The organism is Bacillus cereus group sp. BfR-BA-01380, from assembly GCF_022663535.1.
GTDB lineage: Bacteria > Bacillota > Bacilli > Bacillales > Bacillaceae_G > Bacillus_A > Bacillus_A cereus_BB.
The window spans coordinates 1-15537 of the sequence record NZ_JAKUFS010000031.1 but is presented as its reverse complement, the minus strand read 5'-3'; the positions used below and the strand labels follow the sequence as shown (position 1 = coordinate 15537).

Sequence of the window (15537 nt, the reverse complement as noted above, 5' to 3'; positions counted from 1 at the left end):
GAGGAATGAACATGATGCCTATCATAAAAGTAAATCTTTCAAAATTGAAGCATAATGCCATGATGATGAAGCAATTATGTGAGCGCTTAAATATAATATGTTTCCCAGTGACAAAAGGGGTCGGCGCTGCGAAAGAGGTAATTGAAACGCTTCAAGAGGCAAAGTATACAAGATTTGCTGATTCTAGATTACAGCATCTTCATCACATTCGTTCCATTGTCGGAAAAGAAGCTGAGCTCTTATTGATTCGTACGCCAGCTTTGTCGGAAGTAGAAGAAACGGTTCGTTGTGCGGATATTAGTTTGAATTCTGAACTAAGTATTATAGAAGCATTAGGAAGAGCAGCGAGAACATATGGAAAAGTACATCGTGTCATTTTAATGGTTGATTTAGGTGATCTTCGCGAAGGAATGATGCCGCATCAAGTGGTAGAAGCAGCGCAAAGAGTATCGAATATACCTGGAATTGCACTCGATGGTATTGGAGCAAACTTTACTTGCTTTAGCGGTGTGATTCCAACTGAAAGTTCATTGCAAGAATTAACGCAATTAGCACAGTTAGTAGAGAAAAAAATAGGGACACAGCTTCGGCTTATCTCAGGAGGTAATTCAAGTTCATTACCACTTATTATGCAAAAAAAACATATTGGACGTGTCAACTCTTTACGGATTGGAGAAGCCATTTTTCTAGGAAAGGAAACAGCATATGGGAAACATATCCCTTTTATGTACCAAGATGTCTTTTCAATTGAAGCAGAAATCATTGAAATAAAAAGAAAGCCGTCTATGCCAAGAGGAGTCATTGGAAGAGATGCGTTTGGCCAAGTTCCGTCTTTCGAAGATAAAGGAGAGCGACTGCGAGCAATTGTTGCAATAGGAAGACAGGATCTTGATATTAGCGGTTTACGAACTTTTGATAAGAATATTGAAATTCTTGGTGGAAGTAGTGATCATTTAATTGTTGATATAACGGATAGCACACCGCACCGCATAGGGGACAAAATGATATTTGTTCCGGCGTATAGTGCATTGCAAAGCGGTATGGTTTCTTCACTTATACAAAAACAATATGTATATGATGAAGTGCTGCAAAAAGCGCTTGTTTTATAAAGTGAAACTTCCATCAGTGGGGAGGCTTCACCCCCACTGATGGTTAGTTGAACCAATCGGGCTCTTACGGGCAGTTATATCCCACCTAGCTTCTTTGCTTTCTCTGAATCTTGAGGTGGGAGGCTTACTGCCCGTTGGTGCGGGATAAAGTGAAACTTCCATCAGTGGGGCTACTGCTCATGAATCATTCCCAAAAAATATTTTTTTTGGGAAAATGATAGACAATTTCTAAAATTATGCTATCATATTAAATGAAAATGATTATCAATATTATTTGTACGGGGGACTACATAATGAACAGGAAAAAAATGAGTATTTTACTTGTAGCTATGTCATTAGCGATGGGAGCGCTTGCTGGCTGCAGTGGAGGAGCAAAAGAAACAGCTAAAAAAGAAGATAAAGCAGGGGCAACAAATCAAGCAGGATCAGTGAAAGTGAAACATGAGTGGGGAGAAACAGAGTTGAAAGAAACACCAAAAAATATTGTAACTCTTGATTTCTCATTTATTGATACATTAGTAGATTTAGGTGTTACACCAGTTGCAAATGCTGGCGTAGGGAAAACGAAAATTCCAGAATATTTACAAGATAAAGCATCAAAAGTTAAAGATGTTGGGGAGCGAAAAGCACCGAACTTGGAAGTTATTTCATCTGTGAAACCAGATTTAATTATTGCAAGTAAAGATCGCCACAATATGATTCAAAAAGAATTAAAAGATATTGCTCCAACAATTGCATTCGATGATAACAGCTATGAAGAAGTAATGAAAAATATGGATACCATTGCGAAAGCAGTTGGAAAAGAAGAACAAGCGAAAAAGATTCGCACAGAATTGCAAGATAAAATTTCAAAAGCAAAAGAGAAAGTAAAAGGGAATCCAACAGTACTAGTTATTGGTGCCTTTGATGATGAATTTTCTGTATGGATTAAAGATTCATTTATTGGTTCGTTAATGACAGATGTTGGTGTGAAGTACGCATATGAAGGTAAAAAAGAAAAAACAGAAGGTAAAGCAGAAATTGCAAAAATTACGATGGAACGTCTCAATGAAATCAATCCTGACTATATCTTCTTATATGGAGAAAATGTAGAGAAGTTTAAAAATAATCCACTATACAATAACTTAAAAGCAGTGAAAGAAAAGCATGTAATTGATGTTGATCGTAATCTTTGGGCACGTGGGCGCGGACCAATTGCAGCAAATAAAATTTTAGATGAGGCGCTTCCGGCATTAACAGGTCAGTCTTCTAAATAAGGAGTTGGAGACTTTGTATCATACACAAACTAGAAGCAGACGGGCGTTAACCCCGTATGCTTCTTCTACTTTGCAATTTATTTTCTTTTTTCTACTATTAATAATGGTTGGAGCTCTCTCCGCATTATTTCGTGTAAAAGGATTATCATTTCATAACATATCCGAAGTATTTGCAACGGATACAAAAAACTTAATTTACTATACAGTTTGGCAAGTACGTGTACCGCGTGTCGTACTAGGAGCTTTACTTGGCGCGGCATTAGCTGTTGCCGGGTGTCTCTTACAAGGAATTACGCGAAACCCGTTAGCTGATCCAGAAATTATGGGAGTCAATCAAGGGGCTTCTTGTTTTGTTGTTATTGCCCTTTTAGTATTTGGAGAGAAAGATGCGAGTTTCGTTATTTTACTAGCAGCTTTTCTCGGGGCCGCAGCAGGTGGAAGTGTTATTTATTCATTATCATTTCGCGGTGAATATACACCTTCACGTCTTGTACTTGCTGGTATTGCAGTGAGTCTATTCCTTGGATCATTAACGACAGGGGCGATTTTGTTATACGAAACACAACTAACAGAGATTTTATATTGGATGGCCGGAAAGTTATCAGGGGCAAACTGGCTAGATATAAAAATGATGTTCGTATCGGCAGTTCCTGTTATCATTCTTGTTTTTTTTCTAGCAAATCAATTGAATATCTTATCTCTTGGTGAAGAGACAGCGCGTGGACTTGGAGTAAATGTTCTTCGTATTCGGAGAGTATTTGCGTTTTTCATTGTTCTTCTTGTCGGTAGTTCGGTTGCGGTAGCTGGACCGATTGGATTTATCGGACTCATAGTTCCGCATATTGCAAGAAAACTAGTTGGCCAAGATTATCGAATTATTTTACCATTTTCAGCATTGCTCGGTGCTAATCTTCTTGTCATCGCAGATTTTGCGGCGCAGTGGGTGTCTTATCCAGCAGATACACCTGTTGGCGTAATAACAGCACTTTTAGGCACACCATTCTTCATTTATTTAATGAGAAGGAAGCGAGGTGCTGTGAAATGAAGAAGTTTGGCCGGTTTACAATTGTTATAATAGTAGGTTTTATATTGCTAATTGCACTTTCTTTATTAAGTTTGCGGCTTGGCGCTGTATCAACACCACTTGCTGAGATTATAGAAGGACTGATGACAGGAGAAGGTGTTGTATTAAAATATCGTTTACCGCGTCTTATCATAGCGATTTTAGTCGGAATTAACATGGCATTATCGGGATCCATTTTACAAAGCGTTACACGGAACTCGCTTGCAGCACCTGATATTATTGGGGTTTCGGCTGGCGGAGGATTAGCAGCTGTTATTATGCTTCTTATGTTTCCGAGTGTGCCGGCAATGATGCTCCCTGTTGTCGCATTTGCCGGGGCAATGATTGCGAGTTTGCTTGTGTATGTATTATCGTATCAAAAAGGAGGAGTAAAACCGGAACGTCTTGCACTATGCGGCGTGGCAATTTCTACGGGCCTACAGGCTCTGATTACATTTATTATTGTGAAATTTGCAGTTGATTCCTCACAAGCTCTTGTATGGCTAAAGGGAAGTTTATATGCAAGATCTTGGGAACATGTTGGCATGCTATGGCCATGGACGATAATGGGAGCGGCCATTACATTTATATGTTATAAGCAAATTAATCTTTTATTATTAAATGAAGAAACAGTAAAAGGTTTAGGTATGCGTATTAATGTTGTTCGTCTTGTTCTAATCGGCGTGGCTGTTGCCTTAGCTGCAAGTTCAGTAGCAGTAGCAGGGACAATTAGTTTTGTAGGGCTTGTTATCCCACATGCGGCGCGTCTGCTTGTTGGTTCAGACAGTAGATTGTTCTTGCCAGTTTCAGCGTTACTTGGTGCATTACTCGTTACGGGTGCAGATATGGTGGGGAGAATTATTATTCCACCAATTGAAATACCAGCTGGTATTATAACAGCACTTATTGGTGCACCGTATTTTATATATTTACTCGTGATTAGAAAGGGAACATAGTCTCCTATAAATAACAAATAAGGAGGGAACAAGATGACAAGTTTACATACAGAACAGTTGGAGCTTACGTACGGAAATCAAACGATTATTAATCATCTTGATTTATATATTCCAGAAGGGAAAATTACGGCACTAGTTGGCCGAAATGGATGCGGGAAGTCAACGATTTTGAAATCGTTAGCGAGGCTGCTGCAACCAACTAAAGGTCACGTATATTTAGATGGTAAAGCCATTCATACGATGCCAACAAAAGAAGTATCAAAGAAATTGGCAATTTTACCACAATCACCGACGGCCCCCGAAGGATTAACGGTAGAAGATCTCGTTTGGCATGGTCGTTATCCGCACCAACGCTTACTAGGAAAGCGAACGGAGAAAGACCACGAAATGGTAAACTGGGCGCTTGAAGTAACTGGAATGAATCAATTTACAGATCGTACATTAGAAGAACTGTCAGGTGGACAGCGTCAGCGCGTTTGGATTGCGATGGCACTTGCGCAAGATACGGAGTTATTATTACTAGATGAACCGACAACGTATTTAGATATGGCCCACCAGTTAGAAATATTAGAGTTATTGAAAAAGTTAAATGAAGAAGAAAATCGAACGGTTGTTATGGTTGTACATGATTTAAATCATGCGGCTAAATATGCGCATCACATTGTTGCGATTAAAGATGGAGATAAAGTAATGGAAGGAGCACCAAATGATATTTTAAATGATGAATTGTTTGAAACAGTATTTGGTGTGAAAGCGCGTGTTATATATGATCCAGTTGCCATGACGTATATGTGTACACCGTATGCGTTACTTTCAGAGAAAAAAGAAAAGCTCGAAGAAAGAATTGTTGGATAAAAAAACTGTTGAGAAAAGATTCTCAGCAGTTTTTTTATCGGGAATTTTATCTCGTTTTTTGCGGGTAGTAAGATCGTTTCTCAAGAATGGGAGAGAAGTGAAATAATAAAGTTATTTCATTTGATTTTTGGGCTGTTTTCTCAAAGATTTTTGTTTTTGCAACATAATACAAGAATAGGAACGTATGTTTGTTTATTTTAGGTTTTATGTTATAATTATATTAACTTAATTTAGAAAAGAGGGATCAAGTTGAGTGAAGAAAAAAATATAATTAGTCATTTTAATCATTATTCATCTTGGCTAATCACTTTAAAAGAAATGGATGAAACATTATGGTTTAAACCGATAGCTGATGGTAAATGGTCTGTAAGTGAGATAATAGCACATATTATGAATTGGGATAATCATTTATTAACAGAAGTCCTCCCATCTGTACAAAATGAAAAGGGAATGGAGTTTCCAGATTTTGATACACATAATGAAAAAGCGTCAAACTACGCAAAATCAAGTATATCACAATCAAAACTTCTTGAAGAAGCAAAAAATACAAGGGAACTACTTGTAAAAGAACTTAACGAGCTACCAACCGAAAAATTAAAAAGGCCATTAACTGCAAACGGTGTAACTCATTGTCCACATACAGGAACACCTTATTCACTTATATATATTGTTAAGGAATTTACAGACCACGATAACCATCACCAAAGACAAATAATACAATTTTTAAGGGGAAACAGCCTATTTATAAAATAAGGGTGTAGTTTAAAATCAGGCTTGATTAAAAGTGTTCCTCAAAACTGGATTGTACGACAAAATAAAAAGGAGCCATTTTGAAAAAGCTTAGTCAAAATGGCTTTTATGTTTGAATGTAGATTTTTGGTTTCATGGAAAAGTTGATTATTTCTTTTGTTGTTAAATAGATGCTTTAAGAAATACTATAATGTTATTTTTAACTTAGTATTTTATTTAGCGCTGTAGTTGCTTTGGGCCATCCAACATAAAAAGCCATATGTGTTATCAAAGCAATAATTTCTTTTTCATTCATTCCATTCTTTTTAGCTAATTGTAGATGAAATGGTAGTTGTTCAGTATTGCCGATACTAATTAGAGCGGAAAGTGTAATTAAACTTCTTTCTTTTGATGTTAATGTCGGATCTCTCCATACTTTTTCAAACAATATGTTTTCACCGTAATCAACAAAGTCGGGAGCAATATCTCTCATTTTCTTTGGTATCTTGGATTCGATACGATCATTCATTATTTCTTTCCTCCTTCATAGTAACCATTTGCATTATTCCTTGACCAAATGACCAGTTTTCAGCAGATGTCTCGTGTAATGTAATAAAAATATCAGTTGTGGAGATGTTTAAATGACTATAAAAAGCTTCCGAGATTGATTGATACAACTTTCTTTTCTGATGTAATGTTCTTCCTGGTGCACATGTAATAGAAACATGTATCATTTTATCTGTTCTCTTTTTCGCCCCTTCTAAGAGATAATAAGGATCGTAAAAAAATTGATTAGATGGGTAAGGTAAAAACATGTGAAAGTAATCATTTACGGGAATTTTAAAATGTTCAATTAATGAATGATGAATACTATTGCTTACCTTTTTTAACTCTTCTTTATTTAATTGCCCCTCTGAATAATAAACAGTAACAAGCGGCATATATTCACTCCCTTTCTTATAACGTTATTTTACTTCTGTGATTTTGATTTGTATAATTGAAAATAAATAACATTATTATCAATAAAACCGATAGAGATTAGGTGTGGAAATGGAAATAAAAGAGTTACATACATTTAAAAAGATTGTTGAAGAAGGAACTTTTTCACTCGCAGCTAAAAAATTAAACTATGCTCAGTCAACTGTAACAACACATATAAAAAAACTAGAAAATGAGCTTGGCTTTCTTCTATTTGAACGAGGGTGGGATGCTCGATTAACAGATGAAGGTATATTGTTTGTTGAGGAAGTAGATAACTTGTTAATGCATTGGGATTATTCAATATCTCAAGCGCAGCGTATAAGTAATGAAGAGAAGGGGAATTTAAGAATAGGATTATTGGAATCAGTTGCGGAAAAAATAATTCCATCTATATTAAAATATTTAAACGATGAGAAGCCTTACATACATTGTGATTTTGTTGTGGGAAATACAGCGCTTTTATCGCAAATGATCGATCAAAATAAGATTGATTTTGCTGTCTGTGGAAACAATGAAAATATTTCTAATGTGAATTTCACTCCACTTTGTAAAGAACAAATCGAATTTATAGTAAGTAATCCCAATCATCCAGTATTATCAAAAGAATCAGTTGAAATATCTGATATTATTAATTACCCTATTTTGATTGGAGAGAATAGTTGTTATTATTATCAATCTGTGAATGCTTTTTTATCAGAGAACCATTTATCTTTTAAAAGAGTCTATAATTGTAGTGCCCTGCATCTTATTCCACAAATAGTTTTTGGGGATACGATAGGTATAATCCCTAAAGGAACTATTTTAAAGCAAAATTCAATATCATTTAAGGTTAGGGGATTTGATCCTAAAATGCCTATAGGATTATTAATTTCTTCTAAAAAAAGAACCTATTTAAGTCAGACGAAACAGCAACTTATGAAATTGATTGAATTGTCGTTGCTATAAATAACGTTTTCGATTATTGATTATCTATAAATACAAATTTTAAAATTGATATAAAAACCCTCTTTTTATTTAGGCGGACGAGAGCATCTGGCCCTGCATAGAAGCGGTCATGTTGTATTCTGCCTAGGAGGCAGAGCTAGACAAAGATGTCGAAGAATGAATATATACATTAATTTAATTGAAAGCATCATACAAACTTTTGGTAGTTGAGAATACAAAAAGAAGCTATTTTTATCAATTTTAAAATAGCTTCTTTTTGATGACTCGGATTGAATATTAATAAGATAAGAAAAATTAATATATTTTTTCAAATTAGCATTGCGAAATACAGGCTGTACTTTTACAATAAAAAGGTCGTGCATTTATTATACTAAAAAAACAAATCGGAATAATGTGAATATTTATACTTTATCTAGTTATATTTATGTAAAAATAACTAAACGACATGCATCATGTTATTACGTCATAAGGAGAGAAGAAATTTGAAAAGTGTAAGATTACCATCGATGATAGAAATCATCATCCTTTTGCTGTTGTTTTTAGGTGTTGTCTTTTCATTTCAGACAATTTTTAATTTACCGATTCAGCTTGCGTTATTTATTTCTTGGTTTCTTGTCATTGCGCTTGGATTAAGACTTGGATTTCGCTATCAAGAATTACAAGATGCGATTACAAAAGGAATTTCGAATGGACTTGAAGCAGTTTTAATATTAGTAGCAGTTGGTGCCCTTATTGGAACTTGGATTGCTGGTGGTGTTGTGCCAACACTTATTTATTATGGTTTAGAATTTATTCACCCAAGTATCTTTCTATTAGCAACATTAATTATTTGTTCTATTACATCTATCGCAACAGGTACTTCCTGGGGGACGGTAGGTACAGCTGGTATTGCAATGATGGCAATCGGGGAAGGACTTGGATTACCACTTCCTCTTGTAGCGGGTGCAGTTCTGTCCGGTGCGTATTTCGGAGATAAATTATCACCATTATCTGATAGTACTGTACTTGCAGCTTCTATGGCGAAAGTAGATGTTATTGCACATGTTCGTGCGATGTTGTATTTAGATATTCCAGCTTATATTATTACGGGTATTATGTTTACAGTTGCAGGCTGGACATATGGCGGGAAGAATGTAGATTTAGAAAAAGTAGATTTCCTAAAGGCATCTTTATTAAAGCAGTTTGATATTCACATTTGGATGCTTGTTCCAGCGTTAATTGTCATTATACTTTTAGCGATGAAACGTCCATCTATGCCTACAATTGCAATGGGGGCTCTTCTTGGTGCCATCTGGGCAGCTGTGTTCCAAGGCATGCCTTTTGGAGAAGCGCTTGGTACAGCTTACAAAGGGTTTTCTATTGATTCTGGTATCGATTTCATTGATAAGTTATTAAATCGCGGCGGAATTGAAGGAATGCTCGGTTCAGTTGCTGTTATTATTTTTGGACTTGGTTTTGGTGGTTTACTAGAAAAGCTTGGCGTTTTGAAAGTTATTGTTTCGAAGTTTGAGAAAAAATTAACATCTGCAGGTAATGTAACACTTTCGACTTTAATTGTTGCATTTTTAGCAAACGTATTTGGCTGCGCTATGTATGTATCGTTAATTTTAACGCCAAAAATTATGGAAGAAAGCTATGATAAATTAAAATTAGATCGCCGCATTTTAGCTCGTAACTCAGAAGTCGGTGGAACGCTCACATCAGGGATGGTTCCATGGTCTGATAACGGTATTTTTATGGCGGGGATTCTAGGCGTTTCGACGTTATCTTACTTACCATTTATGTGGCTGAGCTTTGTATCATTAGCGCTCGCTGTTATTTACGGATATACAGGTAAATTTATTTGGTATGTAGATGATGTAGAGAAGGAAAAGCAAGTATCGTAGTATGAAAAAATCATCCTTTCGCTAATAGCGGGGATGATTTTTTTTTTTTGAACTAATTTATATTATCAATAGATGATTTTGATTCCTGGTGGTAATATTTATTATTTTCTGTGTTTTTAGTAAAATAAAAAAGAAGGCATTTGATTCTAAGGGGATGAAAACATGGAGTACAGAATTGAAAGAGATACATTAGGAGAAATGAAAGTTCCAGCTAATAAATTATGGGCAGCACAAACGCAGCGGAGTAAGGAGAACTTTCCGATTGGAACAGAGCGTATGCCGCTTGAAATTGTTCGGGCATTTGCAATTTTAAAGAAGAGTGCAGCGATTAGTAATCAAAAGTTAGGAAAGCTAGCATATGAAAAGACAGATGCAATTGTAGAGGCAGTTGATGAAATATTATCGGGAAAATGGGATGATCATTTTCCGCTTGTTGTTTGGCAAACAGGAAGTGGTACACAATCTAATATGAATGTGAATGAAGTGATCGCCAACCGTGGAAATCACATTTTACGAGAAAAAGGGCTTGATTTACATATTCATCCGAACGATGATGTGAACATGTCTCAAAGCTCAAATGATACATTTCCAACAGCACTCCACATTGCGTGTGTGATAGCTGTAGAAGAACAAGTATTACCAGCAGTAGTAAAATTAAAAAACACGTTACAAGAAAAAGTAAATGATTTCTCTCATATTATTAAAATTGGTCGTACTCATTTGCAAGATGCAACGCCGTTAACGTTAGGGCAAGAAGTGAGCGGCTGGCATCGTATGCTTGAAAAGACAGAGCGGATGATTATAGAAAGCAGTACATATATGAAAGAGCTTGCAATTGGTGGTACTGCAGTTGGAACTGGGATTAATGCCCATCCAAAATTCGGTGATATGGTTGCAGAAGAAATTAGTAATTTTACAGGAAAACATTTTGTATCAGCACCAAATAAATTTCATGCATTAACAAGTCATGATGAAGTTGTTTATACGCATGGGGCGTTAAAAGCGTTAGCCGCTGATGTGATGAAAATTGCAAACGATGTACGCTGGCTTGCAAGCGGACCGCGCAGCGGCCTTGGGGAAATTACGATTCCGGCAAATGAGCCAGGGAGCTCTATTATGCCAGGAAAAGTAAATCCAACGCAAAGTGAAGCTTTAACAATGGTCGCAGCGCAAGTTATGGGGAATGATGCAACAATCGGCTTTGCAGCAAGTCAAGGAAACTTTGAATTAAATGTCTTTAAGCCGGTCATTGCTTATAATTTCTTACAATCTGCTAGATTATTAGCAGATGCGATTATTTCATTTCATGATAAATGTGCAGTAGGTATTGAAGCAAATGAAGAAATCATTAGGCAGCACTTAAATAACTCGTTAATGCTTGTAACGGCATTAAATCCGCATATCGGTTATGAAAATGCAGCGAAAATTGCAAAATATGCACATAAAGAGGGATTAACATTAAAAGAAGCAGCACTGCAATCAGGTTTATTAACAGAGGATCAATTTGATGAAATTGTAGATCCGAAGAAAATGATTGAGCCGAAAGAATAAAATATTTTATAAAAGATAGGATTCTCAAGTGAGGATCCTATTTTTCTAGTTTATAGAGGAATCATATATAAATACAAAGTGAAAAACCGACATAAAAACCTCTTTCTTTTTTGCGGGGGTGAGAGTATCTGGCCATACATAGAAGCGGTTATGTTTTGTTCTTCATACGAGCGACTTATATGTTGAAAAAACAAAATGGATTTATATAAGTTTGAAAAATATCTTTTTTTGTCAAAAAATACAAAATTACTTCACAAATTTCACACAATTGTTTGTTATCCTTCATGTAGGTCGACTTAATTTAGAGGAAAAAGGGACTGCTATATGAAAATAACTCGAGTTTTTTTTCTCTTTTGTATCATTTTTGTAAGTTTTTCATTCCATACGTATGCACAGGATACGTTACAATCTCAAATTAACGCTGCTCCTGAATATGGAATTGTAAAAATACCGAGTGGTATCTATAATGAGACAATCGTTCTTTCAAAGCCTGTTACTTTGGAGGGGACAGGTGAAGTCACTGTTCGTTCTTGTAGTAAAGAACCTGTTATTACGGTAAAAGGACAATCTGTCACCTTGAAGCATATAAAGGTAGAACAATGCAGCAGTAGAGCAGACACGGAAGCTATTCGTGTTACTGGTAAGAATCATCGGTTGAAAAATCTTCAAATCTACACAAAGCAGTTCGGGATTAAATTAAATGAGACAAGTGGTACGGTTGTAGAAGGTGGTTTTATTAAAGGGAGTTCTAAAGGAAACGGAATCGACTTATGGGAATCAAATAATAATGTGATTCAAGAAGTCGAGATTGATCGAGTAAGAGATGGCATTTATATAGAAAATAGTCATTTTAATCGAATAACTCGTAATGCTATCGGAAACTCTCGTTATGGCATACATGTTATGTTTTCTAATCACATAACCGTACAGGATAACAAGTCTCACAACAATATTACAGGTGCCATGGTGATGGGAACAAAAGAAACAAAAATTGAGAGGAACGAGTTAACTTTCAATAATCGTAATGTCAATGCACAGGGTTTATTACTGTATGATGTAGAGAAAACGGAAGCGATTGGCAATCGAATTTCTTATAATCGTGTTGGGATGTATGTGGAAAATGCGAATAACAACCGTATTTCAGATAATGAAGTAAACGGGAATTTTATTGGCATGCAATTTAAAAATGCGAATGAAAATAATGTATCTGACAATGTCTTTATTGGAAATGTAAATGAGTCTCAAGCGATAAAGAGCATTGAAAATAAAATTATACATAATTATTGGGACGCATCCTTGAAACTGGATACAAAGGGAAATGGTATTAGTAGCATTCCACACAGAGCAGATCCATTTTTTCTAACACTAACAAATGAAGTCCCTGAATATCAGTTGTTTTTTCAAGCACCTGGTATGGTTGTACTCCAAACATTGTTGAAAAGTCCTGAAAATCAAGTTTTAACTGATCATGAACCTACGATGACAATTAGAGGAAAGAAGGAAGAAAACAATTCTTCATTTAAGATGCAAATCGGAATGATCAGTGTGAGTATGTTAGCAATAAGTATTACTTTATTTAAAATTGGGAGGAAAAGAAGATGAAATGGAAAGGTTTATTCATTACAATAGTTGCAGCTCTTTTATTGACAGTAGTTGGCTGCGGGAAAAAGGAAGTTAAGCCAGTATCAATTGACGAGAAAAATGATAAATGTGCCAATTGTAATATGCTTGTGACGAACGATCAATTTGGAACAGAAGTAATTCTTGAAAACGGTAAATCATTAAAATTTGATGATCTTGGCTGCCTGTACAAATGGGTGAATAAAAACAAGAATGAAAAGTTGCAAGCAAAATTTGTACGTGATTACAATACAAAAGAGTGGGTTGAAGTAGAGAAAGCGACTTATGTTTATGACAAAGAGATTAAAACACCGATGGCTTATAATGTGATTTCTTTCAAAGATAAAAAAGATGCGGAAAGCTTTGTCTCTAAAAATAAAGGTGAAGTGTTAACAGCAAAAGAATTAGAAAAGCATGAATGGAACAAGAACATGGATATGATGATGAAAATAAAAGAAGAGAATGCAAAGAAAAAGGATATGAATCATTCTCATTAATAAAAAAGGACAACCGCTCCGGTTGTCCTTTTTTATCCTGAATTAACGGGCAGTAAGTCTTTATCCCGCCTCAAAATTCAACGGAAGCAAAGAAGTTAGGCGGGAGATAAACTGCTCGTAAAAGCCCGATTGGTGAGGGCTAATAATCAGTGGGGGATGAAGAAAACCCCCACTGATTAAAGTTTCACTTTATCACAAGATTGAGAGAGAAGCGAAGAAGATAGGTGGGGGAGACCTACTGATGGAAATATGGAAAGAGGGATATTATGTGGCACATTTGGCAATCTGAGTGGCGGATCACGATAAGACAACGTTCATCTTATACATTTGTCATCCTTTGGACGAGCGTTCTGTCTTTACTGTTTTTATTAGAGCGAAATACGCCTGCTATAACAGGATACACAAATATGACGGGGACAATGGCGAACTTAGTGCTGTATATTATTCCGTTATTTATGCTTATTATCAGTTCTTTTTCTATCGCGAATGAAATGGAAAACGGACAGTGGCGGTTATTAAGTACGTATCCCATCTCTAGTGCTGCTTACATAACGGGAAAAGCATTCGGACAATTTACAGCACAGCTCATTATTTTTACACTTAGTTATGGTATAAGTCTTATTATCGGTCTCATTAGTGGAAGTGCATTATCTATGAAATGGGTGCTGGCTCTTTATGTATTCGGGGTAGTATTAATGCTTTTCTTTCTAATAATGGGTTTCGTGATCGGTTCTTTTGTCGTAACAAGATGGCAGGCGCTAACAATATCTGTTGGGGTGTGGTTTTTCTTTATTATGATTTGGCCTACTGCGCTTATCGCGGTTCTTAGCCTTGTTCCGTATCCGATGATTGCTGTACTTCTAAAAATAGCTTTGTTTATCAATCCTGCTGAATTGCTTCGCATCGTATTTGTTGTTCAATTAGGCGGTGGTGCGATATTTGGACAATCATACGATACTCTAGTTACTTTCTTACAATCTGGGGCGGCGTGGGGAGTTCTCATTTTATATACACTGATATATATGGCTTGTGGCTTTACTCTTTCTGCATGGAAGTTAGAAAGGAGAAAAATGCAATGACATTTTTACAAGTTACAGAGGTTTCAAAAGAATATAAGACAAAACAAGCACTTTCTCACTTTTCATTTCAAGTAGACGCAGGAACTTGTATCGTACTATGCGGCGGAAACGGTGCAGGAAAAAGTACACTTCTTCATATATTGGCAGGTATTTTAAAACCGACAGAAGGTACAATTGTATTAAACGGTATTGCCCTCCATGAAAACAGGAATGCATACGTGTCGCAAATTGGATATATGCCAGATGACTTCCATGCGCAGGAAATGATGACTGTGCACGAATTTCTTTCTTTTTATGGTGTGTTACGAAAGGTGAGTCAAAAACAAATACAAGAGATTTTAGAAAAAATAGGTCTGATTGAAAAGAGGAATGAACTTGTAAAACATTTATCGAAGGGAATGCGGCAACGCTTAGTATTTGGACAAGCGTTGTTAGGGAAACCGAAACTATTATTATTAGATGAACCGACAAATGGTTTGGATCCATTTTGGGTCAATGCATTCATCGAAGTTTTACAGGACATCAAGAAGAATGGGACAATTGTTATTTTTTCCACACATATGATGGACGTGGCGGCGGAGATAGGAGATTGTATTTTGTTTATGAAAGATGGAATTGTGACAAAGCGTATTGAACATAATGGGAGTAAAGAGGAGAAAATACTGTACTTGTTACAATTGCACCGGCAGGGATGAAACTAAAAACATAAAATATTTTTGGTGAAGTAAGGACATGCGTTGCAGCGTTAACTCTAGACAGCTTCAATCAATTATTCCATTTAGACTATCTGCAATTATTCTTCGTCTTTTTATCTACAATAGTTGCTTTTATTATCCTCAAGTTAATTAAGAAAAAAGAATTTAATAGAACTAATAAGAAAAAGGACTAGTATGGTGGCTCATAGCCATCAAGTTAAGGAAATGAATAAAATTTAACGAAATGGGTCATCCTTCCATGCATACTGCATGGAAGGATGACCCATTTTATGTCTAAGCTTACTCATGTTACAC

Annotated in this window: 15 protein-coding genes; 13 read left to right on the top strand and 2 right to left on the bottom strand. The window is 35.9% G+C overall.

What is annotated here, in order from left to right; all coding sequences use genetic code 11:
• Positions 1-11: 11 nt before the first annotated feature.
• The 6 genes from MR076_RS21805 to MR076_RS21780 all read left to right on the top strand — a co-directional run bounded on the left by MR076_RS21805 (position 12) and on the right by MR076_RS21780 (position 5992).
• Positions 12-1109: an alanine/ornithine racemase family PLP-dependent enzyme gene (locus MR076_RS21805; RefSeq protein WP_242224083.1), complete on the top strand. Its 1098-nt coding sequence runs from the start codon at positions 12-14 to the stop codon at positions 1107-1109.
• Positions 1110-1402: 293 nt separating this feature from the next.
• The gene (locus MR076_RS21800) at positions 1403-2365 is read left to right on the top strand and encodes an ABC transporter substrate-binding protein (protein WP_242224081.1); all 963 of its coding nucleotides are present in this window, start codon (positions 1403-1405) and stop codon (positions 2363-2365) included.
• Between the two features lie 13 nt (positions 2366-2378).
• Positions 2379-3410, top strand: a complete 1032-nt coding sequence (locus MR076_RS21795) for a FecCD family ABC transporter permease (protein ID WP_242224079.1) — start codon at positions 2379-2381, stop codon at positions 3408-3410.
• The gene (locus MR076_RS21790) at positions 3407-4384 is read left to right on the top strand and encodes a FecCD family ABC transporter permease (protein ID WP_242224078.1); all 978 of its coding nucleotides are present in this window, start codon (positions 3407-3409) and stop codon (positions 4382-4384) included. The genes MR076_RS21795 and MR076_RS21790 overlap by 4 nt, the downstream gene beginning before the upstream one ends.
• 33 nt (positions 4385-4417) lie before the next feature.
• Positions 4418-5239 (top strand): ABC transporter ATP-binding protein, encoded by an 822-nt coding sequence (locus tag MR076_RS21785; protein ID WP_242224077.1) that lies wholly within the window; start codon positions 4418-4420, stop codon positions 5237-5239.
• A 249-nt stretch (positions 5240-5488) separates the two neighbouring features.
• Entirely contained in the window at positions 5489-5992 is a 504-nt protein-coding gene (locus tag MR076_RS21780) for a DinB family protein (RefSeq protein ID WP_242224076.1), read from the top strand.
• Positions 5993-6188: 196 nt separating this feature from the next.
• Here the strand turns inward: MR076_RS21780 and MR076_RS21775 are convergent, their stop codons facing one another.
• A complete protein-coding gene (locus tag MR076_RS21775; protein WP_242224075.1) occupies positions 6189-6497 on the bottom strand; it encodes a carboxymuconolactone decarboxylase family protein in 309 nt (102 codons plus the stop codon).
• Positions 6490-6909 carry a tautomerase family protein gene (locus MR076_RS21770; RefSeq protein WP_242224074.1) on the bottom strand — a complete coding sequence of 140 codons (420 nt, stop codon included), beginning with the start codon at positions 6907-6909 and terminating at the stop codon, positions 6490-6492. The genes MR076_RS21775 and MR076_RS21770 overlap by 8 nt, the downstream gene beginning before the upstream one ends.
• A 109-nt stretch (positions 6910-7018) precedes the next feature.
• On the opposite strand from MR076_RS21770, the gene MR076_RS21765 reads away from it, so the two are divergent.
• From MR076_RS21765 to MR076_RS21735, 7 genes are all read left to right on the top strand, one after another.
• Entirely contained in the window at positions 7019-7894 is an 876-nt protein-coding gene (locus tag MR076_RS21765; RefSeq protein ID WP_242224157.1) for a LysR family transcriptional regulator, read from the top strand.
• Between the two features lie 482 nt (positions 7895-8376).
• Positions 8377-9780 (top strand): Na+/H+ antiporter NhaC, encoded by a 1404-nt coding sequence (nhaC, locus tag MR076_RS21760; protein ID WP_242224073.1) that lies wholly within the window; start codon positions 8377-8379, stop codon positions 9778-9780.
• Between the two features lie 162 nt (positions 9781-9942).
• Complete coding sequence (gene fumC / locus MR076_RS21755) at positions 9943-11331, top strand: class II fumarate hydratase (protein WP_242224072.1); 1389 nt, start codon at positions 9943-9945, stop codon at positions 11329-11331.
• 324 nt (positions 11332-11655) lie between these two features.
• Positions 11656-12933 carry a right-handed parallel beta-helix repeat-containing protein gene (locus MR076_RS21750; RefSeq protein WP_242224071.1) on the top strand — a complete coding sequence of 426 codons (1278 nt, stop codon included), beginning with the start codon at positions 11656-11658 and terminating at the stop codon, positions 12931-12933.
• Positions 12930-13448, top strand: coding sequence for a nitrous oxide reductase accessory protein NosL (locus MR076_RS21745; RefSeq protein ID WP_242224070.1), 519 nt, complete (start codon positions 12930-12932; stop codon positions 13446-13448). The genes MR076_RS21750 and MR076_RS21745 overlap by 4 nt, the downstream gene beginning before the upstream one ends.
• 266 nt (positions 13449-13714) lie before the next feature.
• Positions 13715-14527: an ABC transporter permease gene (locus tag MR076_RS21740; RefSeq protein WP_242224069.1), complete on the top strand. Its 813-nt coding sequence runs from the start codon at positions 13715-13717 to the stop codon at positions 14525-14527.
• Positions 14524-15222, top strand: coding sequence for an ABC transporter ATP-binding protein (locus MR076_RS21735; protein ID WP_242224068.1), 699 nt, complete (start codon positions 14524-14526; stop codon positions 15220-15222). The genes MR076_RS21740 and MR076_RS21735 overlap by 4 nt, the downstream gene beginning before the upstream one ends.
• Positions 15223-15537 lie beyond the last annotated feature (315 nt).